At 64.3% G+C, this 21,438-nt stretch carries 23 protein-coding genes; 9 read left to right on the top strand and 14 right to left on the bottom strand.

Annotated elements, in window-relative coordinates; translation table 11 throughout:
- Window positions 1-132, top strand: a 132-nt coding sequence (locus EN852_RS30475) for an integrase core domain-containing protein (protein ID WP_135879538.1), incomplete at its 5' end; no start/stop codon positions are given.
- On the opposite strand, the gene EN852_RS30480 is transcribed toward EN852_RS30475, so the two are convergent.
- From EN852_RS30480 to EN852_RS30510, 7 genes are all read right to left on the bottom strand, one after another.
- Window positions 129-740, bottom strand: coding sequence for a LysE family translocator (locus EN852_RS30480; RefSeq protein WP_127879603.1), 612 nt, complete (start codon window positions 738-740; stop codon window positions 129-131). The genes EN852_RS30475 and EN852_RS30480 overlap by 4 nt on opposite strands.
- A gap of 270 nt (window positions 741-1,010) precedes the next feature.
- Complete coding sequence (locus EN852_RS30485; RefSeq protein WP_127879729.1) at window positions 1,011-1,391, bottom strand: YkgJ family cysteine cluster protein; 381 nt, start codon at window positions 1,389-1,391, stop codon at window positions 1,011-1,013.
- Window positions 1,392-1,599: 208 nt separating this feature from the next.
- Window positions 1,600-2,355: an SDR family NAD(P)-dependent oxidoreductase gene (locus EN852_RS30490; protein ID WP_127879605.1), complete on the bottom strand. Its 756-nt coding sequence runs from the start codon at window positions 2,353-2,355 to the stop codon at window positions 1,600-1,602.
- Between the two features lie 209 nt (window positions 2,356-2,564).
- Complete coding sequence (locus tag EN852_RS42605) at window positions 2,565-2,894, bottom strand: YciI family protein (protein ID WP_246694458.1); 330 nt, start codon at window positions 2,892-2,894, stop codon at window positions 2,565-2,567.
- 94 nt (window positions 2,895-2,988) lie between these two features.
- Complete coding sequence (locus EN852_RS30500; RefSeq protein ID WP_127879609.1) at window positions 2,989-3,642, bottom strand: glutathione S-transferase family protein; 654 nt, start codon at window positions 3,640-3,642, stop codon at window positions 2,989-2,991.
- An 18-nt stretch (window positions 3,643-3,660) separates the two neighbouring features.
- Entirely contained in the window at window positions 3,661-5,064 is a 1,404-nt protein-coding gene (locus tag EN852_RS30505) for a patatin-like phospholipase family protein (protein ID WP_127865500.1), read from the bottom strand.
- A 162-nt stretch (window positions 5,065-5,226) separates the two neighbouring features.
- Window positions 5,227-6,375, bottom strand: a complete 1,149-nt coding sequence (locus EN852_RS30510; RefSeq protein WP_127879611.1) for a metallophosphoesterase — start codon at window positions 6,373-6,375, stop codon at window positions 5,227-5,229.
- 136 nt (window positions 6,376-6,511) lie between these two features.
- Here EN852_RS30510 and EN852_RS30515 point away from each other — a divergent pair, with 136 nt between their 5' ends.
- Window positions 6,512-7,105, top strand: a complete 594-nt coding sequence (locus EN852_RS30515) for a hypothetical protein (protein ID WP_127879613.1) — start codon at window positions 6,512-6,514, stop codon at window positions 7,103-7,105.
- A 67-nt stretch (window positions 7,106-7,172) separates the two neighbouring features.
- Here EN852_RS30515 and EN852_RS30520 read toward each other — a convergent pair whose 3' ends face one another.
- The 3 genes from EN852_RS30520 to choX form a co-directional block, all read right to left on the bottom strand.
- Entirely contained in the window at window positions 7,173-7,661 is a 489-nt protein-coding gene (locus EN852_RS30520) for a sulfocyanin-like copper-binding protein (RefSeq protein WP_245519610.1), read from the bottom strand.
- Between the two features lie 175 nt (window positions 7,662-7,836).
- Window positions 7,837-8,682 carry an alpha/beta hydrolase gene (locus EN852_RS30525; RefSeq protein ID WP_189401227.1) on the bottom strand — a complete coding sequence of 282 codons (846 nt, stop codon included), beginning with the start codon at window positions 8,680-8,682 and terminating at the stop codon, window positions 7,837-7,839.
- A complete protein-coding gene (gene choX / locus EN852_RS30530) occupies window positions 8,679-9,617 on the bottom strand; it encodes a choline ABC transporter substrate-binding protein (RefSeq protein WP_127865401.1) in 939 nt (312 codons plus the stop codon). The genes EN852_RS30525 and choX overlap by 4 nt, the downstream gene beginning before the upstream one ends.
- Window positions 9,618-9,700: 83 nt before the next feature.
- Here choX and betI point away from each other — a divergent pair, with 83 nt between their 5' ends.
- The gene (gene betI, locus EN852_RS30535; RefSeq protein WP_127879615.1) at window positions 9,701-10,351 is read left to right on the top strand and encodes a transcriptional regulator BetI; all 651 of its coding nucleotides are present in this window, start codon (window positions 9,701-9,703) and stop codon (window positions 10,349-10,351) included.
- Window positions 10,352-10,390: 39 nt separating this feature from the next.
- On the opposite strand, the gene EN852_RS30540 is transcribed toward betI, so the two are convergent.
- Window positions 10,391-11,368: a LysR family transcriptional regulator gene (locus EN852_RS30540; RefSeq protein WP_127879617.1), complete on the bottom strand. Its 978-nt coding sequence runs from the start codon at window positions 11,366-11,368 to the stop codon at window positions 10,391-10,393.
- 89 nt (window positions 11,369-11,457) lie between these two features.
- Here EN852_RS30540 and EN852_RS30545 point away from each other — a divergent pair, with 89 nt between their 5' ends.
- The 4 genes from EN852_RS30545 to EN852_RS30560 all read left to right on the top strand — a co-directional run bounded on the left by EN852_RS30545 (window position 11,458) and on the right by EN852_RS30560 (window position 14,815).
- Window positions 11,458-11,931 (top strand): cupin domain-containing protein, encoded by a 474-nt coding sequence (locus tag EN852_RS30545; RefSeq protein WP_348632078.1) that lies wholly within the window; start codon window positions 11,458-11,460, stop codon window positions 11,929-11,931.
- A gap of 106 nt (window positions 11,932-12,037) precedes the next feature.
- A complete protein-coding gene (gene fumC / locus EN852_RS30550; protein WP_127879619.1) occupies window positions 12,038-13,435 on the top strand; it encodes a class II fumarate hydratase in 1,398 nt (465 codons plus the stop codon).
- Between the two features lie 412 nt (window positions 13,436-13,847).
- Window positions 13,848-14,270 (top strand): DoxX family protein, encoded by a 423-nt coding sequence (locus EN852_RS30555; protein WP_127865396.1) that lies wholly within the window; start codon window positions 13,848-13,850, stop codon window positions 14,268-14,270.
- 125 nt (window positions 14,271-14,395) lie between these two features.
- Window positions 14,396-14,815 (top strand): DoxX family protein, encoded by a 420-nt coding sequence (locus tag EN852_RS30560; RefSeq protein WP_127879621.1) that lies wholly within the window; start codon window positions 14,396-14,398, stop codon window positions 14,813-14,815.
- Window positions 14,816-14,826: 11 nt separating this feature from the next.
- On the opposite strand, the gene EN852_RS30565 is transcribed toward EN852_RS30560, so the two are convergent.
- The 3 genes from EN852_RS30565 to EN852_RS30575 all read right to left on the bottom strand — a co-directional run bounded on the left by EN852_RS30565 (window position 14,827) and on the right by EN852_RS30575 (window position 19,682).
- On the bottom strand, window positions 14,827-15,891 hold the full coding sequence (locus EN852_RS30565) for a serine hydrolase (RefSeq protein WP_127879623.1): 1,065 nt from the start codon (window positions 15,889-15,891) through the stop codon (window positions 14,827-14,829).
- Window positions 15,892-15,954: 63 nt separating this feature from the next.
- Window positions 15,955-17,490, bottom strand: coding sequence for an exopolyphosphatase (ppx, locus tag EN852_RS30570; protein ID WP_127879625.1), 1,536 nt, complete (start codon window positions 17,488-17,490; stop codon window positions 15,955-15,957).
- On the bottom strand, window positions 17,487-19,682 hold the full coding sequence (locus EN852_RS30575; protein ID WP_127879627.1) for an RNA degradosome polyphosphate kinase: 2,196 nt from the start codon (window positions 19,680-19,682) through the stop codon (window positions 17,487-17,489). Before EN852_RS30575 ends, ppx begins: the two co-directional genes overlap by 4 nt.
- Before the next feature lie 250 nt (window positions 19,683-19,932).
- Between EN852_RS30575 and EN852_RS30580 the strand changes: the two genes are divergently transcribed.
- Window positions 19,933-20,178 carry a zinc-finger domain-containing protein gene (locus EN852_RS30580; RefSeq protein WP_027169907.1) on the top strand — a complete coding sequence of 82 codons (246 nt, stop codon included), beginning with the start codon at window positions 19,933-19,935 and terminating at the stop codon, window positions 20,176-20,178.
- A 15-nt stretch (window positions 20,179-20,193) separates the two neighbouring features.
- Window positions 20,194-21,438 carry an FAD-dependent monooxygenase gene (locus EN852_RS30585; protein WP_127879629.1) on the top strand — a complete coding sequence of 415 codons (1,245 nt, stop codon included), beginning with the start codon at window positions 20,194-20,196 and terminating at the stop codon, window positions 21,436-21,438.

Raw genomic sequence — 21,438 nt, forward strand, 5'->3', positions numbered from 1 at the left:
GAGCGCACTGCGGAGCTGCCGCGATGGCTTCACCGCTACAATTGGCATAGGCCACACGGCAGCTTAAAATCAAAACCACCTATCAGCCGCCTCGGACTGACCAAGGACAACCTATTGAGGCTCCACAGCTAGCGATCGGCGAGCGCCAGCTTGGCGCCAAGCATGACGAAGGCGGCGGCAAAGCTGCGGCGCATCCAGGTCAGCACCTTAGGCCGCGTCACGATATGGCTGCGCACCGAGGCCGCGAACACGCCGTAGACGGCAAAGACGACCAAGGTCATCAGCATGAAGACGCCGGAGAGCTCCAGCATCCTGGCGAAAGCATGCGGCTCGGTGGCGCTGACGAATTGCGGCAGGAAGGCGAAGAAGAAGATCGACAGTTTCGGGTTCAGCACGTTGATCAGGATGCCGGTGGTGATGGTCCTGGCGGTCGATCGCGGCGCGGCGTCCTCGTCGATGCTCAACCCACCCTTCTCCTTCAGCGTGTTCCAGGCCATGTAGAGAAGGTAGGCGACGCCGAGATATTTCAGCGTCTCGAAGGCAACGGCGCTGGTGTGCAGCACCGCGGCGAGGCCGGTGATGGCGGCCGCCATATGCGGGATGATGCCCAGCGTGCAGGCGAAGGCGGCGATGACCGAGGCACGCGCGCCGCGCGAGAGGCCGGCGCTCAGCGTGTAGAGGACGCCGGTGCCGGGCGAAGCCACGATGATCAGCGACGTCAACAAGAATTCGATGCTCATGGATTTCCTCCGCGGCCCTGCCTGGCGGGGGAAGGTACCGGGAGGCGTGGGGTGAGGCAAGCGGATGGAGAGCGTGATCTCCCCCCTTGTGGGGGAGATGGCCAGCAGGCCAGAGGGGGGGGCGCGAAGGAATGCGACCTCTCAGTTTCTTCTTTGAAATCTACTTGGACGTCCGACCGAAGCTCGCCTGAGGCGCCGGCGGGACAGCGCCCCCCTCTGCCCTGCCGGGCTTTCGTCCTTCGCAAAGCCAAGCAATTGGCTTCGCGTCCGCTACGCGGACCAGTCCTCAACCCCCACAAGGGGAGAGATTGGCAGTTCGAACCCATGCGCCGCCCTTGCCATCAGGCAGTCGTCGCCGCCGGGCATGCAGGCGCGGCAGACATCCGGGCGGAGATCGTAGATGCCGCAGGCCGTATGTTTGCCCACCTCACCGGTGAGCGCAGAGCACCGCGCACCCTCGCAGCGCATGCCGGACAGGTCGGCCGACACAAATTTCTCCGGGATGCGATCGAGCTGCGCGTCCTCCTCGGTCGAGAAGCGCGGCCAGTCGGCCGAATAGGCGCAGCAGGCGCCGCAGCTTTGGCAGTCGAAGGCGACGCTTTGCGAAAGCGATACGGTGATGGCGGGGTCGGGCGGCAAGGCAAACCTCATGCGTGCCTCGTCTTGTCGCAGGATTGCGGCGTTCGTCCATCCTTCAACGCAATTTTTTCCGACATCATGATTTTTTTCGTTTTGCCGGCAACTCTTTCGCCGGCTGCCGGTTTTAACCTTGCTGTCAGCAATTCGAGAGCAATCGAGAAAGGTTGACGGCAAAAAGACGCCTCCCGCGTGTAAAAGCGCGAGAGGCGTTTTTCGCTGTTCAGCGTTCCTGATCGGTTGGACGGATGAGTATCTCGTTGACATTGACCCTTGGCGGCTGGCTGACGGCATAGAAAATGGCGTTCGCAATATCGTCGGCGGTCAGCGCTTCCATCGTGGCGAGACGGTGTTCGAGCCCGGCCTTGAATTCCGCGTTGGTGATGTGATCGCCGAGTTCGGTTCGCACCAGGCCCGGCTCGATGACGGTGACGCGCACTTTGTCGGCATAGACCTCCCGGCGCAGCGATTCCGAAAAAGCCACCACCCCGAACTTGGTCGCCGCGTAACCGGTAGCGCCCGGGTTAGCCACGCGGCCGGCCACCGAGGAGACGTTGACGATATGGCCCTTCGAAGCCTTGAGATGCGGCAGCGCCGCCTTGGTGGTCGCCATCAGTCCGATCAGGTTGAGCTCGATCATCTGCCGCCAGTCGTCGAGATCGGCTTCAGCCGCGGGGGCGAGCAGCATGACGCCGGCATTGTTGACGAGGATGTCGAGCCGCCCCCATTGGGAGACGACCTTGTCGACCATCGCGACAATGTCGCTGGCCTTGGCAATATCGGCTTCAATGGCGAGAGCGACGTCGCCCGCCTTCTCGATGCGGGCAACCAGTGCTTCGAGGCGATCGGCGCGACGGGCGGCGACCGCAACTTTCGCCCCGGCCGCGGCAAGAGCTGCGGCAGTCGCCTCGCCGATGCCCGACGAGGCGCCGGTGACAAGCGCGACCTTGCCCGTGAGTATTGAGTTTGCGGATGTCATGGGAAATCTCCAGATGCCCGGCCCGCTCCTTCACATAGGCCGCTCGGCCAAAGCGTGAAGGCCCGCCATCGGACAAGTTGACGCGATTTGGGGGCCGTCCCGGCTTCAGTCCAGTCCGCAGGCCAGGACTCCTTGGCGGCTTCGATTGCGATGAAATGCCGAACAGGAAAGGCTGACGTAGAAATGCGAGAGCGGCGCTCCCGCGAGCCCTACATGATCACGCTCAACATCGGCAGGATTTCATAGCGGAAGCCGCGGCCCGAACGCGCGACCGGATCGCCGTCGGTCACCGCCCTCGCCTCCTCTTCGCTGCCGGCACGCAGGATAAGCAGCCCCCAAGGGCCGGCCGGATCGGCGACCGGGCCTGCCATGATCATGCTGCCTTCGCGCAGCTTCTCGCGCAGATAGTCGGCATGCTGGCCCATCAACGCCCTTTCCTCTTCCGTCATGGTGAAGGCAAAATCCGGCCTCGGCGGGATCAAACGGCAATGAAAGATCTTCGACGCCATGGCTTCACGCGGGGCTTCACTGCTGGCCATCGCTCCTTCTCCGAAAGCTATTGCCGCCGGCCGCCCACCGGGCGGATCCGCTGCACAAATCCCACGAAACGTTACACCTTCTTCCGGAATAGCTCTATTCGTCCGGCCCTGGCTCAGGCCAGGGCTCCTTGGCGGCTTCGGCATACCAGTGGAGCATCGCTGGCGTTGCCAGCACCGCGTCGACATAGGCGCGAGTGACGGGCGCCAGCTCGCCGCCATAGGTGTCGAAGCGCGTGACCACCGGCGCATACATGGCGTCGGCCGCGGTGAAATGGCCGAACAGGAACGGGCCGCCTTGGCCACACAGTTCGCGGCACTGGCGCCAGATCGCCTCGATCCTCGCCCGCTGCGCCTCGCCCTCGGCATCGAGCGGCTTGTGCGATTTCGGCCGGCGCAGGTTCATCGGCCAGCCGTAGCGAACCTCGCGGAAGCCTGAATGCATCTCGGTCGCCACCGAGCGCGCAAGAGCGCGGGCGCCGATATCCTGCGGCCACAGTTTCTTCTCAGGGTAGAGGTCAGCAAGATATTCAAGGATGGCAAGCGTTTCCCAGACGATCCTGCCATTATGATTCAACACCGGCACAAGCCCGGTCGGCGACACCTTGGCAAGGTTGGCCGCGGTCTCCGGCGTGCGCAGGCGCACGAAGCCCTCCTCGAAGGGAATCTCCAAGTGCCGCATGGCCACCCAGGGCCGCAGCGACCATGAGGAAAAGCATTTGTTGCCGATATAGAGGGTGAATTCCGCCAAGACTGTCTCCTGATGATGTCAATTCGCTGCGGCCATCGTGATCGCCGGCGGCCTGATGCCGGCGCGAGCCTGGATCGCGGCGACCGCCGCGCTTATGTCGGGATTGGCCTCGAGCGCCTTGCGGCCAGCTCCGATCAGGAGGTCGACCTGATCCACCGGCAGGTGAAGCCTGGTCGGAATGTCGTTCAGCTTCGCCTCCGTCGCAGGATCGGCATCGGCGAAAGAGAGGTGCTGGACGACGAGGTGGACATCGCGGCAGTTCCAGCCGCCCGCCGAACCGCGATAGGCGGAAACGGTGGAGCCTGGAAGGCCGCAGCGAAAGCGTACCAGCTCGCCTTTCCATTGCGAGACGGCGAGCCTCAACGCATCGAATTCATCGCGCACCGAAGCGGCGAGCGTGGTGCTTGTGGTAAGGTCAAACAGTTCGCTCGCCTTCGGTCCGTGCAGCTCCTTTACCCAGGCCTTGTTTGAGCCGCTGCCGGCATCGACGACGATGAAGATCAGCGTGTTCAGGCGCACGGCTTCGGACGGCGACAGCGGTCCGTAAGGAGTGCCCGCGGCCGAGCGTTCGAGCGTGAAGCCGGTGACGCCGATATTGTCGGTCAGGCCGCCGTCGAGCAGCTTCACATAGTCGTGCGGGCCGGCGTTCTGGTAGGCGTCGAGCGCCCCGGCATAGGCCTTGAGCCGCAGCGAGGCGTTGCGGTCGGCGAGCGCGTGGCTCAGCCACCCGGGCCGGTGGTAGCCGCAATCGGGGCTGGTCGCCGCGACCACGATTGGCGCGAAGACGACTGGAAAGGCGGCCGACGCCGCAACCCCATCGGCCAGTCTCACCTTGTCGAGATCACTGCACAGCGCCGCAAAGGTGTCGTAGGTGAAAAGGAAGGGCGTGCGGTTGTAGATGTCGGAAGCGTTGATCCAGACGATCGGGCCGTTTGGCCTGTGCAGCGCCTTGAAGGTCGCGCCGTCGAAGAGATGGTCGTTCAGCCATTTGGCGAAGCCGCTGCGATCGTTGACGCCGCCATAATAGGCGCGCACGAGATTGACCGGCGAGACCGCTTCCCTGAGGTCGGCTTCCGCGTTCTGGATCAGGAAGCGCTCGCGAAAATCCTGGTAACCGCCCCTGCCCTTGTAACCGAAATAGGCGGCGGCAATGGCGCCGCCTGAGGCGCCGGAAATCATTCGGATGTCGTCGACCAATGTGCGACGTTTCGGCCGCTCGTCGATGACGACATCGTCCAGCGCTCGCAGCACGCCATAGGAAAAGGCCGCGGCCCTGGCGCCGCCACCGGAGAACGCCAGTCCAACGACAGTCGACCCATCATCGGCAGGATCGGGAATGTAGGTGGGCGACGAGTGGCCGGCTTCCTTGGTCAGCGTGTTGATCGGCCCGACATCGTCGGCGACGCAGCCGGCAACGGCCATCAAAACTGCGACAAAGGCCACACGAAGACGCAAACCCGGCTCCCCAGGGCTGCCCTCTCCCGCAGCCGCGGCGAACCCTAACCGGATTGCCTTGCCCGATGCAACCTCGCCGCGAAAGCACCTTGATGACAGGACCACCAAGACCGCCGCGAGGCAGCCATTTCATGTCTGGAATTGCCTGGCCAAGGCGTTGGTGAAGACGATCTCGCCATGGTCGCCGGCCGCCTCGCCCAGCACCACGTCCATGTTGTCGGCCGTGACCCTGGCCAGCGCGAAGCCGCCCAAATAGGCGGCCTTCGGCTTGACGAGGTCGAGCCCGTCGCGCTGGTAGATCATCGGCACTTCATGCTGATGGCCATGGAACACGGCAATCACATTGTAGCCCTTGATCGCGGCCAGCAACGCCTGGCGGTCGGCCTCGCCCCACCAGTGCGGGCGGCCTGAACCATCGTCATCATAGGTGCGCTTCACCGGATCCCAGCGCTCGGTCGAGAAGGTGTCCCAACCATAATGCTGGAAGATGACCACAGGTCGGCCATCGCCGGAATAGGTGGCAAGGTCCTGTTTCAGCCAGGGCAGGCTGCTCGGCACACCGTGGCCGGTGTCCCCGGCGAAGCGGTGCGTCTGGACGAGATGCAGGCCGCCCCAGTCCCAGGAATAGCAATCGGTATCGACGTCGTATTCGGTTGCCGGCACCGGCGGCTTGAAGAACACACCCGGGCGATGGTTGACCTCGACATAATCTCGCAATTCGCGGCGATACCAATCGACATGCGGCGGCGAGCCGTTCTGGTCGAGATCGTGATTGCCGAGCCCGACATAAACCGGGATGTGGACGCGGTCCGGCCCAACGCCTTCCTGGTAGCGCTGGGAGAACTGCAGAAGCTGCGTGCCCTCGCTGGGCTCGGTGACCTGGCCGCCGCCATCGTCGGTGATGTCGCCGCCGGTGGCGAGTCCAAGCGGCGTGCCGATGCGGGTACCGGCCGAATGCAGGCCGGTCGCAACGCCGTTGATCTCGGCCGGCCACTTCTTGTCGGCAATCGCGTTCAGGGCCGCGACATTGCGCAGAAGGGCTGCATCGGTCTTGCCCTCCTGAAGGCAGTTCGGGCTGAGGCCGCTCGCCATGCGGCAGGCATGGATATCGGCGATGAAGAGGAACGTGGCGTCGATCGGCTGGATGCGCTTTCCGGTCTGGCCGAAGGCCACGCGAGGAAGAGCGCAGGCGGCGGCGAGGACTCCCGTCCGGGTGATGAGGAGACGGCGTGAGATGGTTGCTGGCGAGGGACGTTTCATCGTCACCCGATTAAACATTCTCGCCCCGCCTCGTCCAGTTCAATACCCGGCCCGCGCCTGGAGACTTTTCACGCCAAGGCATGAAAAGCTCCTGGGTCGACAGCGCGGCGGCGGTCTGTCATTGCTTCGGTACATGCACCCAGGGGAGGAAGGCATGAAGATCCTTACAACCGGCATGGTGTTCGCCATGCTCACCTTCGCCGGCGCCGCGCAGGCCTCGGACTGCGTCGACGCAAAGTCCGCCAAGGCCGGCTTCATGCTCGAAAAGGCCGGCATAAGCAGCGAGTTCCGGCCGGCACCCGGCGGCATGGTCGCGGTCGCCAACAAGTATCAATCGGATTCGCCGCAGACACAGTATCTTTATGCCGGGCTGATCGAGGTGTTCCGCGACAGCGACACCGGGCGGCTGTCGATGATCCCGCTCGGCGACTTGAAGAAGCTGTTCCCGCTGAAGGCGGGCGCGAAGAGCAAAACCGAATTCGTGCGGCTGTCTCCGAAAAAGGCGCCGCAGGGCACCGAGACGCTGGCGCTCACCGTCAAAGGCAAGGACACCTACAGGCTCGGCGACTGCAAATACAATGTGCTTGTGGTCGGCGAAACGATCACCGGCGACACGGGCAACGTCATCGATACCTTCACCGCGCTCTATTCGCCGGACCTGCAGGCGGTGCTGGCGCGGCGGTATGATGAAGGGACGAGCGCGCAGAGCGAGGTGGGTTTCGAGAGGATCAAGCCGCTGGCGCAGTGAGGCGCTTTCGGCCGACTGCAAACTGCCAGCCGGCCGGGCATCAGCCGCGTCGCGACGCCGACCGCTGCTATGGCTGAACGGTGAACTCCGTCCACATGCCGGTCGCGAAATGACCGGGGACGTTGCAGATGAGCACGTATTTGCCGGGTTTCAGGTTCACGGTAAGCGTGCCCGAAGCGCCAGGGTCGAGTTCGGAAACCTCTCCCTTGTCACCTGACTTGTCTTCGTCAACCCTGTTCTCGTCGGAAATATAGGGAAGCGGGTCCTTGGGATTTGCCAGATACATCACGATCATTTCGTGGATGGTATCCTTGGAACTGTTCTTCACCTTGAAGGTGACGTTGCCGGCCTTCACCGTCGCGGGCTTGGCCGTTATCCCCATGGTTGCCTTCGACATATCCGCGCCCGACATTCCGTAGGCGAAACCTGTGGTCATGGGCACGTTCGCCCCTTTGTCCCACAGCGAAACCTGAACCGTGGCGGCGGCTTGAGCGGCACCAGCCGTCGCAACAGTCGCGGCAAGCCCTACCAACGCATTCCTGACAAGCTTTTTCACAGCAAAACTCCTCCGGCAGACACCGGTGGAACCGACACCGGCAACCGACCGCTCCCTGCCATGGACCTAGCCGAACGGTGCCTGCATGGTTGCACCGCCGGCCGCACCCGACCTTGCGCTGGATCAAACCGATATGCTGAATAACATGGACAGTCGGCGAATGACTTGGACCCGACTACCGGATGTGGTCGTTCCCGAAGGCTTGGCCGATGATTGCAGCCACGAATGCCGGGTCTTCCCAGTGCGGATTGTGGCCGCAATCCCGCGCCCAGACCAGACGCGATCCGATGATTGCCTGGGCCAGCGCCTGCTGGTGCGCTTCGCCGAAGAGCGGATCACGTCCGCCGGCGATGATCAGCGTCGGGACACGCAGGGCCCGCGCCGCCGCGGTCAGATCGGTGCGACGGACTTCTTCGAGAATGGCGCGCCAGCGCGCCGCCGGAATCGCGGAGGCGTCTTTCGCAAGACCGGCGAGAAAAGCCCGCGGCACGTCCGGCTGGCAGGCATGCCACCAGTCATAGAACGGATCCGACGGCGAGATCGGGTCGCGCAACGCCGCCACGCCGTCGATCAGTTGGTGATGCGATCCGAACTCGGGCTTCAGTGTGCTGGCCAGGATCACCAGCCCACCGATCAATTCCGGATATTGCGCGGCCAGCACGATCGACACCATGCCGCCCAGCGAGTGCCCGACGACGACCGGCCGGTCGAGCCGCAGGCGCCGGATCAGGCCGGCAATGTCCTCGGCGAAATCGACGACACTGCACCCCTCGCCCGCATTCGAGGCGCCGTGGCCGCGCAGATCCGGTATGATCAGCCGGCGCCCGGAAAGATGCGGCGCAAGCAGCGAAAAACTGCGGCTGGTGTCGGTGAAGCCATGCACCAGGACAAGTGGCGGCTCCGAACCGGCGACCTCGACATAGGCGAGGTCAAGGCCGCCGACATCGACGATCCGCTTGCGCCCAGACCATTCGGCCTGCTCGATCCCTTGCTCCTCTGGCTCCGACAGCGCCTGCCTCACAGTCCGAGCTTTTCCTTGACCGCGGCGAGGCCGGGCTTGCCGTCGAAAGTGGTGACGCCGGCGAGCCAGGCGTCGAGGCGATCCTTGTGCAAGGTGATCGACTTCAGTGCGCCCTCCTCCGGCTTCATACCGTCATTGATGAGATAGCCCATGCCGACATTTTCCATGTCGATGTCGAAGGCGAGGTTCTTCAGGAATTGCGCCACGTTCGGACATTCCTGCAGGAAACCCTTGCGCACCTGCGTCGTGACGGTGGCGGCGCCGAAATTCGGACCGAAGAACTTATCGCCGCCGGTCAGGTACTTGAAGTCGTACATCGTATTCATCGGATGCGGCGCCCAGCCCTGGAAGACGATGAACTGCTTCTCCTTGATCTCGTAGCCGACCTCCGAGAGCATGCCGGCTTCGCTCGATTCCACCACCTGCCAGCCGTTGAGGCCGAATTGCGGATCGGCGATGGCGTCCATCATCAGCTGGTTGGAGCCCGGCTCGATGCCGTACATCTTCTTGCCGAACTTGTCGGCGAATTTGTGCAGGTCGGACAGGTCCTTGACGCCGGCGTCCCAGACATAGGTCGGCACGGCGAAAGTGTATTTGGCACCGACCAGATTGACCCGCACATTCTCGATCGAGCCGTCCTTCTTGTAGGGCTCGTAATAGGTGACCATGGCCGGATCCCAGTAGCCGAGGAACAGGTCGAGATCCTTGTTCTTCATGCCTTCGTAGATGACGTTGATGCCGAGCACCTCGCTCTGCGGCTCGTAGCCGAGGGCCTGGAGCAGGACCTTGGCCACGCCCGTGGTGAAGGCCAGATCGTTCCAGCCGGGCTCGGCCATGCGGACCGTTTTGCAGCTCTCGGCCTCTGCGGCCCGGGCCGCCTGGGAAGCCATCATTAGGGCCGCGAGACAGACTCCATTCGCAAGCACGCGCAACATTCCGGTTCTCCTCATTTTCGATTGTTTGACCTACTGGTCATTTTATTGTCCCATTGGTCAATCATTGATCTGAACGGGCGAAGATGTCAACATGGATTCGCCATGCATGGATCGGTCCAGTGAAACTGACGCGTCTCAGCGACATACGCCGCAAGGAGTTGCGGCAGGCGGCGTTCGCCGTTCTGGAACGCGAAGGCATCGCCGGCGCGACGCTGGAAAAGGTCGCGGCCCAGGCCGGGGCTTCGAAGGGCATCGTGCTGCATTATTTCCGCAACAAGCAGGAGTTGTTCGAGCATGCCATGCGCGAGGCGAACGCCGTGCTCTGTCACGCCGTCGTCGCCCGGCTTCAGCGGGCGCGGACGCCCATGGAACGGCTCGACGCCGTGGTCGAGGGCAATTTCGAGGAGCACCTGTTCCTGCCGCCGCTCTGCCATGCCTGGCTGTCGCTCTGCGCCGAGGTGCCGCGCGACGAGAAGCTGGCGCGCATCCAGAAGGTCATCCACGCGCGTATGCGCTCGAACCTGTTGTCCGGCCTGCGCGGCCTGACGTCGCCCGAACTGGCCGACGAGATCGTGCTTGGCGTCACCGCCTTGATCGACGGGCTGTGGCTCAGGCTTGGCCTGCGGCCGGGCAGCGTCACGCGCGAGCAGGCAGTGCGCCAGGTCAAGGACTTCGTCGCGGGGCGGCTGGCGCTACGCCAGCCCGCGCCCGTTGGGCTGGCCTCGGCGGGATAAAGTTCGTACCGAGCGACAGGCCGCCGGGTGGATGTCGGGCTATATGGCGGGGTGAGATTGACCGCTCAATGGGCCGTCCCAGTCCCTGAACCCGAGCTTTGCCACCTCGTCGAGGATTTGCCCGCGGATCCAGCGATGCGGCGGCTCGTCATCGCGGCGGGCGTGCCAGTACATCCTGACCGCCGGCGACGGTATCGGGATCGGCGCCCGATAGATGCGGAGCGGCAAGGATTTTGCCGTCGCGACCGCGAACTGCGTCGGAACGGCGGCCAGATAGGGACCGCCCGCCACAGCCAGGGCGACGGCCTGGCAATGCGGCAAGGCGAGCGTGGCGCGGCGTGCCCTTCCCATCCTGGCCAGCGCGTCATCGGTGAAGCCCGACATCGAACCGTCGATCGAGCGCAATGCGTGCGGCAGCGCGCAAAAGAGGTCGAGCGGCACCTCTTCGCCCTCGCCGATGCCCGCTTGCCTGAGCGCCTCATTGTCCTTCGCCGCGATGATGGCGAAGGGCGAGCCGAACAGCGCCACGTTTGAAACCCATTCCGCGACCTCCAGCGGACGCTCGAGCGCCACGTCAATCTGATCCTCCTGAAGCAATTTCGAGACGTCACCGATGGCGCTGTCAAGAAAGCGGAACGACACGCCCGGCGCGATCGCCGCGATGCGCGCGGCAAAAGGCGGCATCAGCAGCATGGAAAAGAAATCCGCGCCCATGAAGGTGAAGGTCCGCTCCAGCCTGGCGGGATCAAAATCGGTCGCCGGCTGAAAGGCGCGCTCGATCTCACGCAGTGCCGCGCGCACCGGCTCGGCCAGGCTTTCGGCTCGCGGCGTCGGCACCATGTCGTTGCCGCGACGGACAAACAGCTGGTCGTTGAGCGCGTGGCGCAAGCGGTTGAGCGCGGCGCTCACGGCCGGCTGGCTGAGGCCGATCTGCTCGCCGGCGCGCGTCACGCTCTTCTCGCGCAGAAGCGCGTCGAGCACCCGCACCAGATTGAGGTCGAGCGCGTTCAAATTCATCGCATCAATCCGCCCCATCCGATCATTCGATTTCCATCGCAGGCTCGTCCTTGCTTAGGTCACCGTCGAAAAGGAGAGCAATGATGACAATGATCAACACCACCATCGCAGGCAAGGAACTCCTCTGGTTCAACAACACGCTCGTCGCCATCCAGGTTTCGTCGGCCGACGGCGAGGATGGCATCTGTGTCATCGAACACCGCCAGCCCTACGGTGATTCCGCGCCGCTGCACGTGCACCGTAATGAGGACGAGGTGTTTCATATCCTTGAAGGGCGGATACGTTTCGTCGTCGACGGCCGCGAGCGGATCGCCGGCGCGGGCGAGACGGTGCTCGCGCCGAAAGGCCTGCCGCACACCTACAGGGTCGAGTCTCCAGAAGGCGCGCATACGCTCACGGTCACCTGCGGCTCTGATTTCGAGACGATGGTGCGCAAGGCCAGCCGCCCCGCCGAACGGCCGGACCTGCCGCCGTTGGCGGCGCCGACGCCGCAGATGATCGAGATGCTGACCAGGCTGTGCGCGGAGAACGGTATCGACATTGTCGGGCCGCCGCTGGGGTGAGCCTTCCCTTCAACCGATTTGCATCTTCCTCGCCCGCAATCTCCGCTTGATGCCGTTTGTGCAACGCGATACGCCCTTGCCCAAATCGACAGACCGGAGACTTGCCGTGAGCGCTGAAAAGACCAGAACCGAAACCGATACGTTCGGTCCCATCGAGGTGGCGGCCGACCGCTATTGGGGCGCGCAAGCGCAGCGCTCTCTGGGCAATTTCAAGATCGGCTGGGAAAAGCAGCCAGCTTCGATCGTGCGCGCGCTCGGCATCGTCAAGCGCGCCGCGGCCGAGGTGAACATGGAGATGAAGCGGCTCGATCCGGCAATCGGCAAGGCGATCGTCGAGGCCGCGCAGGAAGTCATCGACGGCAAGCTCAACGAGCATTTCCCGCTGGTGGTGTGGCAGACCGGCTCCGGCACGCAGTCCAACATGAACGCCAACGAGGTGATCTCCAACCGGGCGATCGAGATGCTCGGCGGGGTGATGGGTTCGAAGAAGCCGGTTCATCCCAATGACCATGTCAACATGAGCCAGTCGTCCAACGACACCTATCCGACGGCCATGCACATCGCCTGCGCCGAGCGGGTCGTGCATCATCTCATCCCCGCCCTGCACCATCTGCACAAGGCGCTCGACGCCAAGGCGCGGGCCTTCAACCACATCATCAAGATCGGCCGCACGCACACGCAGGACGCCACGCCGCTGACGCTTGGCCAGGAATTCTCCGGCTATGCCGCGCAGGTCGTCTCGTCGATCAAGCGCATCCAGCAGACGCTGCCCGGCCTGCAGGAGCTGGCGCAGGGCGGCACCGCCGTCGGCACAGGCCTCAACGCGCCGATCGGCTTCGCGGAGAAAGTCGCGGACCGCATCGCTTCAATCACCGGCATTGCCTTCGTCACCGCGCCGAACAAGTTCGAGGCGCTGGCGGCGCATGATTCGATGGTGTTCTCGCATGGGGCGATCAACGCGGCCGCCGCGGCGCTGTTCAAGATCGCCAACGACATCCGCCTGCTCGGCTCCGGCCCGCGTTCGGGCCTTGGCGAGCTGTCGCTGCCGGAAAACGAGCCCGGCTCCTCGATCATGCCGGGCAAGGTCAACCCGACCCAGTGCGAGGCGCTGACGCAGGTCTGCGTGCAGGTGTTCGGCAACAATGCGGCGCTCACCTTCGCCGGCAGCCAGGGGCATTTCGAGCTCAATGTCTACAATCCGCTGATGGCCTATAACTTCCTGCAGTCGGTGCAGTTGCTGGCAGACGCCTCCGTCTCCTTCACCGACAATTGCGTGGTGGGCGTCGAGGCGCGCGAAGACAACATCAAGGCCGCGCTCGAGCGTTCGCTGATGCTGGTGACGGCGTTGGCGCCGACCATCGGCTACGACAACGCCGCGAAGATCGCCAAGACGGCGCATAAGAACGGCACGACCTTGCGCGAGGAGGCCTTGGCCACCGGGCTGGTCAGCGAAGCTGACTATGATCGGCTGGTGCGGCCGGAGGACATGACGCATCCGGGGTAAAAGGGCCCGACTCTCGCGAGGTCGTCATTCCAGGGCGAAGCAGGAGCGAAGCTCCGTCGCGGAGACCCTGGAATCCATGCCGTTACTTCGGGCGTGGAGCACAGCGGAGCAAAACCTGCACCGCAGCGGCTGTTTTGACGTCGCGGCATGGATCCTCGGGTCTGCGCCGCGTCGCTTCGCTCCTTGCTTCGCCCGTGGATGACGAAGGGACGAGCGTTTCGACAACTTTCCGAGGCGTTTTGCGGCAGCAGAATTTACCGGGATAGCCCAATCCCACGACACGATTTTCGCGCGCGACCGCCAATCCCGAAAACATATATCCTGTGAACAATGTGTCGCCATATAGGCGTCTTTTGGTGAACAGTCTCCATCGTCTATCTGACTGGGCATCCAACCCATTCGGAGAACCGCCATGTCCATCAACTCTTCCGTCGCCGGCAACGGCACCGCATCCAACAGCTCCACCACGATCCTGCTCGGCCGCATCCTGCTTGCGGTCATCTTCCTGCTTTCCGGCTTCGGCAAGCTTACCGCCATTTCCGGCACCGCCGCCTATTTCGGCGCGCTTGGCCTGCCGGTGCCGACCGTGACCGCCGTTGTCGTCGGTCTGATCGAACTGCTCGGCGGCCTTGCCATCCTCCTCGGCTTCCAGACCCGAATCGCCGCCTGGGCGCTCGCTATCTTCACGATCGCCACCGGGCTCGTCGCGCACACCGGCTGGGCCGATCAGATGCAGATGATCCAGTTCCTCAAGAACCTCGCGATCACCGGCGGCTTCATTCTGCTCGCCTCCTCGGGCGCCGGCGCTTATTCGATCGACGCCAAGCGCGGCTGATCCTTCTTTCCTCCCAAGCCCAAACTCAAAAGCGGCGCGGAATTTTTCGCGCCGCTTTTTCGTTGCAGGCGTAGACTGCGTCGCAGCCGGCATCAGCCGGACCGGGCCGGCAAGGGAGGTGGCCAATGTTTCGCAACGCGTTGCTTCTGGTCTCGCGGCTGCTTCTCGCAGCGCTGTTCGTACCGTCGGGCTTCCAGGCGCTGACCAATATCGGCGGCACGATCAATTATTTCGCCGGGCTCGGCCTGCCTCTGCCGACTTTGGCAGCTTGGGGTACCGGCCTGTTCGAATTGATTGCCGGGCTCTTGATCCTCGTCGGTTTCCAGACCCGGATCGTGGCGCTGCTGCTTGCCGCCTTCTGTATCGTCGCGGGCTTCATCGGCCATTACGGCCAGGGCGACGACGCGACCTTCGCCTTCCTGCACCGGCAGATGCTGATGAAGGACATCGCCCTTGCCGGCGGCTTCCTGGCGCTCGCCATGGCGGGCGCCGGCACATGGTCCGCCGACGGGCGCGGCTTTGGGATCAGCGCCGAGGTGACCTGAAGCGCGCCTCTTCAGGCGCGCAGGAAGTTGGCCAGAATGATCTCGCGCCAGATGCGGGTCGGCGTCACCCAGGCGTCCCAGGCGTTGTATTTGCCGGAATAGATCACCGCCGCAATGTCCGCCTCGGGCATCAGCCAGAGCCGCTGGCCGCCATTGCCGAAGCCGCCATGCCAGGGTTTCGGCGTGGAGAAGGCCGGCGCCGGCGCGTCGCCGATGAACCACAGCCGGCCGTAGCCGAGGCCGTCCGGCGTCGACGTCGCTGGCGCGAACGAGGCTTCGATCCAGTCCTCCGAGACGATCCGCCGGCCGTTCCATAAACCCCGGCGGAGAAGCAGCTGACCGATCTCCAGAAGATCGGGCGCCGTCAGCCGGAGGCCTGAGGCGGCGGAGGCAACGCCATCATTGCCAGCCGACCAGTGGAAGCGCTCGATGCCAAGCGGGGCAAAAAGCACGTCTCGGGCGAAATCGGGCAGCGATTGGCCGGTGGCTCTCGCGATGATGGCGCCGACCAGCGCCACACTGCCGCCGGAATAGATCCAGCGGCTGCCGGGCTCGGCGACGATCGGCCGATCGAGAATAAAGCGGTAGCGATCGGGCGCGTTCTCCATCGCGATCTCGCTGTTTTGCGGATCGGTGTAAGGGCGGTTCTCGTCCCACTCCATGCCGAGCGTCATCGTCAGCGCCTGGCCAATAGTGATCCCGGCGCGGGCGGTATCGGCTGCGAGATCGGGATATTCGGGAAACTGGGCAAGAAGCCGCGCGTCGGGCGGCGGCACCAGCCCCTTGTCGAGCGCGATGCCGTAAAGCACGCTGACGACGCTCTTCGTTACGGAACGAAGATCGTGCAGCGTCTCTGCATCGAACGCGACATTGCCGAGCGGGCGACCCCATTCCTCGTCGAGGCCTTCCGCGTAGTATTTGAGGAAGACGTCCCCCGAGCGGGCGGCAAGCACGACATGCAGGTCGCGCAGCAGGCCTGACTCGATGCCGGCAAGGAGCTTGTGGTGGATCGCCGGGTCGAAGCCCAGCGCTTCGATCGCTGGTTCCAACGGGGACGACGACTTTGCGATGGTCATGGCTTTTTCGCTCCGCGTTGCCCCACCCCTCACAAACCGGCTTATCGCATATCTCGGCGACTCTTATTTGACCGAAACGCTCGGCCCCCCCTCCACCGCCAGCACCAGGCGGCGGTTGGTGATGCGCGCCAGTTGCGCCAGCCGTCCGGCAGGGCGCTCGCCGTAGAGATCGGAGAGCGAGGTTGGCAGCACCAGCGCCAGTGCGCCGTTGCCGCGGCTTTCCCATTTCAGCCGCGGCATGACGCCCGGCATCGCCGCGGTGAGCAGGTAGACCACGCGCATCATGGCCGCCAGAACGCGGGCGCGCTCGAGCAGGCGCGGCGGCGCCAGCGCCTTGATCTCGGGCGCGATACCGTCGTTGAAGATGCCGTCATGGCGGTAAGCGCTGGCCAATGCCAGATAGGCGCGTCCAGGATGGTCGACGCCGATGAAGGAGGCATGCGCGATGATGTTGAGCGACTGCCTGCCGCGATATTCGGGATGCGCGCGCCAGCCGATATCGGCAAGCAGGCAAGCGGCATGGCGGTAGCGCGTTTCGTCTTCCGTCTCGTCAATGTCGAAGGCCTTGAATGCCTTGCCTGTCCATTCGACCAGGTCATGCGCGTGGTGCACCGAGCGCGAGCGCAACAGCGCCAATTCCTCGGCTGCCGAGATCAGCGGGTCGGCCTTCTGCTCCTCGGCGTCGAGCAGCGAATAGAGAAAGCCTTCGCGCACGCCCTGCGCCGAGACGACGATCTTCGAGGGTTGCATCGCCGCCATGATCTCCTGCAGCACGACGGCGCCGTAAGGCAGCAGCGAGCGGCGGTTCTTGGAAACGCCCTCGATGCCCCTCACCTTCTCGACCTCGCCCTTGGCCACCTGCCTGAGGAAGGTCTGCGCGCTGTCGGCCGAAATCTCGTAGTGATGCATGATGCCGAGCGGGTAATTGGTCATCTCCATGTGCAGCCTGGCGAGGTTTCGCCAGGTGCCGCCGACGGCGTAGAAGGTCCTGCCCTGCCCGCCCTTGAGCAGCTTTGCCCGCGCCAGTTCCTGGCGCGCGATCTTCTGCGCCTGGACGAGCGAGTTCTTGGCCATATCCTGCAGGCGCAGGCCGCCGAGCGGCAGCGTGATGCCTTCGCCGATCGACTCGCGATTGATATCGATCAGCTCAAGGCTGCCGCCGCCAAGGTCACCGGCGATGCCATTGGCGGGATGGAAGCCGGAAATGACGCCGAGCGCCGAATAATAGGCTTCCTCGCGGCCGGTGAGCACGCGGATCTCGGTCTTCAGCACCTCTTCGGCGCGGTGGATGAAATCGGGACCGTTGCCCGCCTCGCGCGCGGCGGCTGTGGCCAGCACATACATGTGCTCGGCGCCCGCCTGATCCGACAGCGCGCTGAAGCGGCGGAACTCCTCCATCGAGCGCGTCACGGCTTCGGGGTCGAGCTTGCCCGTCGAAACAATGCCGCGGCCAAGGCCGGCCAGCATCTTTTCGTTGAACAGCAGCGAGGGCGAGCGCGCCAGCCCCTCATAAACGACAAGGCGGATCGAGTTCGACCCTATGTCGATGATCGACAGCGGTCGCCGGTCCTGAAGCCGGCCCTGGGAAACTGCAATCACGCGGCGCTGTTCTTCTTGCGGCGTTTGAACTGGGCGATGCGCTTGGGCGCATGCGATTTCAGCGCGTCACCCCGTCCGGAGAGGCTCGGATTGGTCATGAAATATTCCTGCGCGTTGAACGGCTCCTCGCCCTCCTCCAGCACAACGCGCCGGGAGGTGCCGTCAGCCAATACGTCGAAACTTTGCTGGTTGTCCATGATGTTGCCCAGCATGATCTGGCCAAGCACCTGTTCATGCACAGTTGGATTGGTGATCGGCACCAGGGTCTCGACGCGGCGGTCGAGATTGCGCGGCATCATGTCGGCGGACGAGATGTAGATGATCGCCTCGTCCGAGGGCAGGCCGTAGCCATTGCCGAAACAGTAAATGCGGCTGTGCTCGAGGAAGCGGCCGACGATCGATTTCACCCTGATGTTCTCCGAGAGACCCGGCACCTGCGGCCTCAGGCAGCAGATGCCGCGCACGACGAGGTCGATCTCGACCCCGGCCCGGCTGGCGTCGTAGAGCGCGTCGATGACGGTCGGGTCGACCAGCGCGTTCATCTTCATCCATATGCGCGCCGGCCGTCCTTCGCGGGCATGGACGACTTCCTCGGCGATGTGCTTCAGGATGCGGTTGCGCAGCGTGAAGGGCGACACGGCAAGGCGCATCTCCTCGGCCGGTTCGGCATAGCCGGTGATGAAGTTGAAGATCTGCGCGACATCGCGCGCGATCGTCGGATCGGTGGTGAAGAAGGACAGATCGGTGTAGATGCGGGCAGTGACCGGGTGGTAGTTGCCGGTGCCGAGATGGACGTAATTGCGCAGCCGGCCGTCCTCGCGACGCACGACGAGCGACATCTTGGCGTGGGTCTTCAGCTCCAGGAAGCCGAACACGACCTGGACGCCGGCGCGTTCGAGGTCGCGCGCCCAGCGGATGTTGGCCTCCTCATCGAAGCGCGCCTTCAGCTCGACCAGCGCGGTCACCGACTTGCCGGCCTCGGCGGCGTCGATCAGCGCGCGCACGATCGGGCTGTCGTTCGAGGTGCGGTAGAGCGTCTGCTTGATCGCCACCACTTCCGGGTCGGCGGCGGCCTGGCGCAGGAACTGCACCACCACGTCGAAGGATTCGTACGGGTGGTGGACGATGATGTCCTTTTCGCGGATGGCGGCCAGGCAGTCGCCGCCATGCTCGCGGATTCGTTCGGGGAAGCGCGGATTGTAGGGGGTGAACTTCAGGTCGTCGCGCGGGATGGCGACGATCTCGGAAATCTGGTTGAGCGCCAGCGGACCGGTGAGCACGCTGATGCGGCTCGACGAGACGCCGAGCTCGCCGGCGACGAAATCGCGCAGCTCCGCCGGCATCAGCGTGTCGAACTCAATGCGGATCACCGAACCGCGGCGGCGCCGCTTCAGCGCCGTCTCGAACAGGCGCACGAGGTCTTCCGATTCTTCCTCGACCTCGATATCGCTGTCGCGGATGATGCGGAACGTGCCCGAGCCCTTGACCTCATAGCCGGGGAAAAGCTTGCCGATATAGATACCGACCGCTTCTTCCAGGGGTATGAAGCGCACATGGCGCTTGCGGTCCGGCAGGCGGATGAAGCGCCTGAGCGCCACCGGCAGGCGCAAGAGCGCGCTCATCTCCTCGCCGTTCTTGCGATGGCGCAATTGCAGGGCGATGGAAAAGCCGAGATTGGGGATGAAGGGAAACGGGTGGGCCGGATCGATCGACAGCGGCGTCAGCACCGGGAAGACCTGTTCCTGGAAATGCTCCTCCAGCCAGGTCTTCTCATCCTTGGTCAGCGCGTCGCGGGTGATGCTTTCGATGCCTTCCTTGTTGAGCAGGGCCATCAGCGCCGAGAGGCTCTTCTGCTGGTCCTCCTGCAGGCGCTCGACCTCGCGCAGCAATTGCTCGAGCTGCTGCTCGGGGGTTCGGCCGTCCGGGCTTTTCAGCGCGATACCCTCTCGCACCTGACCGGCAAGGCCGGCAACGCGGACCATGAAGAACTCGTCGAGATTGGCGGCCGAGATCGACAGGAAGCGGACGCGTTCGAGCAGCGGGTGATGCTCGTTGAGCGACTCTTCCAGCACGCGGCGGTTGAATTGCAGCCAGGAAAACTCGCGGTTGACGAAACGGTCGGGATTGCCGCCGTCGGGGCTCGCCGCCTCGACGGTAATGAACTCGCTCTGCACCGGCTTCAGTTCGTTCATGGTTTCCCGCTCTGCCTGCAACCGTCCCTGGGAGCGCCGCATATTGCCGTCCGGCGACGCCCTAACATCTTTTTGTGACGCATGATCGTCACGGAATCGCTCCGTGCCCGGCCTCACGCGCTTAACCGGCTCAACTTATCCTCTGCCAGCCTTTTGCGACAGTTTGATTTCATCGATCTTGCAAACTGGCATGTTATGCTCCAGATGCAGGCGGGTCACACCCACTGGCCGAACCCGATTGGAGACGACGATGGCAGGCGGTAGCATTCCCCATTTCCAGAACGACGCCGGCCATCCGGTCATCGAGATCGGCGTCAAGGAATTCATGTGCACCGGCGCCAACCCGCCCTTCGATCATCCGCATGTGTTCCTCGACATGGGCGACGACAATGAAAAAGTCTGCCCCTACTGCTCGACGCTTTACCGCTATTCGCCGTCGCTGAAGGCGACGGAAACGCAGCCGGCCGGCTGCCTCTATGTCGATCAGGCTGCCTGAGCCCTTTCCCCGACCATGACTGAAACACGGTCCCGGCAAATCGTCATAGCCGGGGCAGGTATAGCCGGGCTGATGGCGGCACTTGCCTTCGCCGAGCGCGGTTTGCCGGTGAGACTGTTCGAGCAAGCCAAGCAGCTCCAGGCGGCCGGCTCCGGCCTCCAGCTGTCTCCGAACGCGACCCGCATCCTGCGCCGGCTTGGCGCACTGGACCGCCTGTTGCCCAACGCGGTCCGGCCCGAAGCGGTGGTGCTGAAGGATGCCAAAAGCCTGCGCGAGTTGGCGCGCGTGCCGCTTGGACAGGCGGCCGAGCAGCGCTGGGGCGCGCCCTATCTGGTGGCGCACCGCGCCGACCTGCAGGCGGCCCTGACGGAGGAAGTGGCGGATCGGCCCGATATCGAGCTCGTTACCGGCGCACGGGTGACAGGCATCGCCGCCGACGCGCGAAGCGTGACCGCGACGGTCGAGACCGAAGGCAAAACCATGTCGGTTGCAGCCGGTCTGCTGGTCGGAGCCGACGGCGTGTGGTCGACGGTTCGCGCACAGCTTGCGGCCCAGGATGCCGCCTTCGCGAAAAGCCGCTTCTCGGGCCGACTGGCCTGGCGCGCCACGGTGGCGGTCGACAGCCCTGCCGGGCAGGCTTTTGCCGAGATCGGAGCGGCGGCCTGCGTCACAACCTTCCTGCATCCCGGCTTCCATTTGGTCGCCTATCCGGTGAGCAAGGGCCGCACCGTCAACCTCGCCGCCTTCACCAGAGGCGAACGTATCGCGGAAGGCTGGTCGGGCCATGCCGACCCGGCCATCCTGTCCAATGCCATGCACGGCACCGCAGCGATGCTCGCAAGGCTCGTCGCGCTGGCGGGGCCGTGGACGGCGTTTCCAATGCACACTGTGCAGCAACAGCGCTGGGCGGTCCCGCAAGGCATCGCGCTGATCGGCGACGCCGCGCATGCCATGACGCCGTTCGCGGCGCAGGGCGCGGCCATGGGGATCGAGGACGCCTCGATGCTCGCCAATCTGGTTGCCGATTTTCCCGGCGATCCGGCCCACAGCCTCGCCGTCTGGGAAAATCTCAGGCGGCCGCGCGTCGAAAGGGTGCTCAAGCGCGGCGCGCTCAATCGGCTGACCTGGCACGCCTGGGGACCGGTCGCGGTCGCCCGCAATCTGGTGCTGGCGGCGCGGCCGGCGGAAAAGCTCGCGGCGGATCTGGACTGGCTTTATGGCTGGGAGGAACGGAAGGTGGCGCGGCGGTGGGAGGGCTGA

This window comes from Mesorhizobium sp. M2E.F.Ca.ET.209.01.1.1, from assembly GCF_004010375.2.
GTDB lineage: Bacteria > Pseudomonadota > Alphaproteobacteria > Rhizobiales > Rhizobiaceae > Mesorhizobium.

Bases quoted from the DNA above. Each gene is read 5' to 3' on its own strand.
- EN852_RS30480 (WP_127879603.1), bottom strand. From the start codon at position 740: ATGAGCATCGAATTCTTGTTGACGTCGCTGATCATCGTGGCTTCGCCC.
- EN852_RS30485 (WP_127879729.1), bottom strand. From the start codon at position 1,391: ATGAGGTTTGCCTTGCCGCCCGACCCCGCCATCACCGTATCGCTTTCG.
- EN852_RS30490 (WP_127879605.1), bottom strand. From the start codon at position 2,355: ATGACATCCGCAAACTCAATACTCACGGGCAAGGTCGCGCTTGTCACC.
- EN852_RS42605 (WP_246694458.1), bottom strand. From the start codon at position 2,894: ATGGCCAGCAGTGAAGCCCCGCGTGAAGCCATGGCGTCGAAGATCTTT.
- EN852_RS30505 (WP_127865500.1), bottom strand. From the start codon at position 5,064: ATGGCCGTTGCCGGCTGCGTCGCCGACGATGTCGGGCCGATCAACACG.
- EN852_RS30510 (WP_127879611.1), bottom strand. From the start codon at position 6,375: ATGTTTAATCGGGTGACGATGAAACGTCCCTCGCCAGCAACCATCTCA.
- EN852_RS30515 (WP_127879613.1), top strand. From the start codon at position 6,512: ATGAAGATCCTTACAACCGGCATGGTGTTCGCCATGCTCACCTTCGCC.
- choX (WP_127865401.1), bottom strand. From the start codon at position 9,617: ATGTTGCGCGTGCTTGCGAATGGAGTCTGTCTCGCGGCCCTAATGATG.
- betI (WP_127879615.1), top strand. From the start codon at position 9,701: ATGTCAACATGGATTCGCCATGCATGGATCGGTCCAGTGAAACTGACG.
- EN852_RS30540 (WP_127879617.1), bottom strand. From the start codon at position 11,368: ATGAATTTGAACGCGCTCGACCTCAATCTGGTGCGGGTGCTCGACGCG.
- EN852_RS30545 (WP_348632078.1), top strand. From the start codon at position 11,458: ATGATCAACACCACCATCGCAGGCAAGGAACTCCTCTGGTTCAACAAC.
- EN852_RS30555 (WP_127865396.1), top strand. From the start codon at position 13,848: ATGTCCATCAACTCTTCCGTCGCCGGCAACGGCACCGCATCCAACAGC.
- EN852_RS30560 (WP_127879621.1), top strand. From the start codon at position 14,396: ATGTTTCGCAACGCGTTGCTTCTGGTCTCGCGGCTGCTTCTCGCAGCG.
- EN852_RS30565 (WP_127879623.1), bottom strand. From the start codon at position 15,891: ATGACCATCGCAAAGTCGTCGTCCCCGTTGGAACCAGCGATCGAAGCG.
- EN852_RS30575 (WP_127879627.1), bottom strand. From the start codon at position 19,682: ATGAACGAACTGAAGCCGGTGCAGAGCGAGTTCATTACCGTCGAGGCG.
- EN852_RS30580 (WP_027169907.1), top strand. From the start codon at position 19,933: ATGGCAGGCGGTAGCATTCCCCATTTCCAGAACGACGCCGGCCATCCG.
- EN852_RS30585 (WP_127879629.1), top strand. From the start codon at position 20,194: ATGACTGAAACACGGTCCCGGCAAATCGTCATAGCCGGGGCAGGTATA.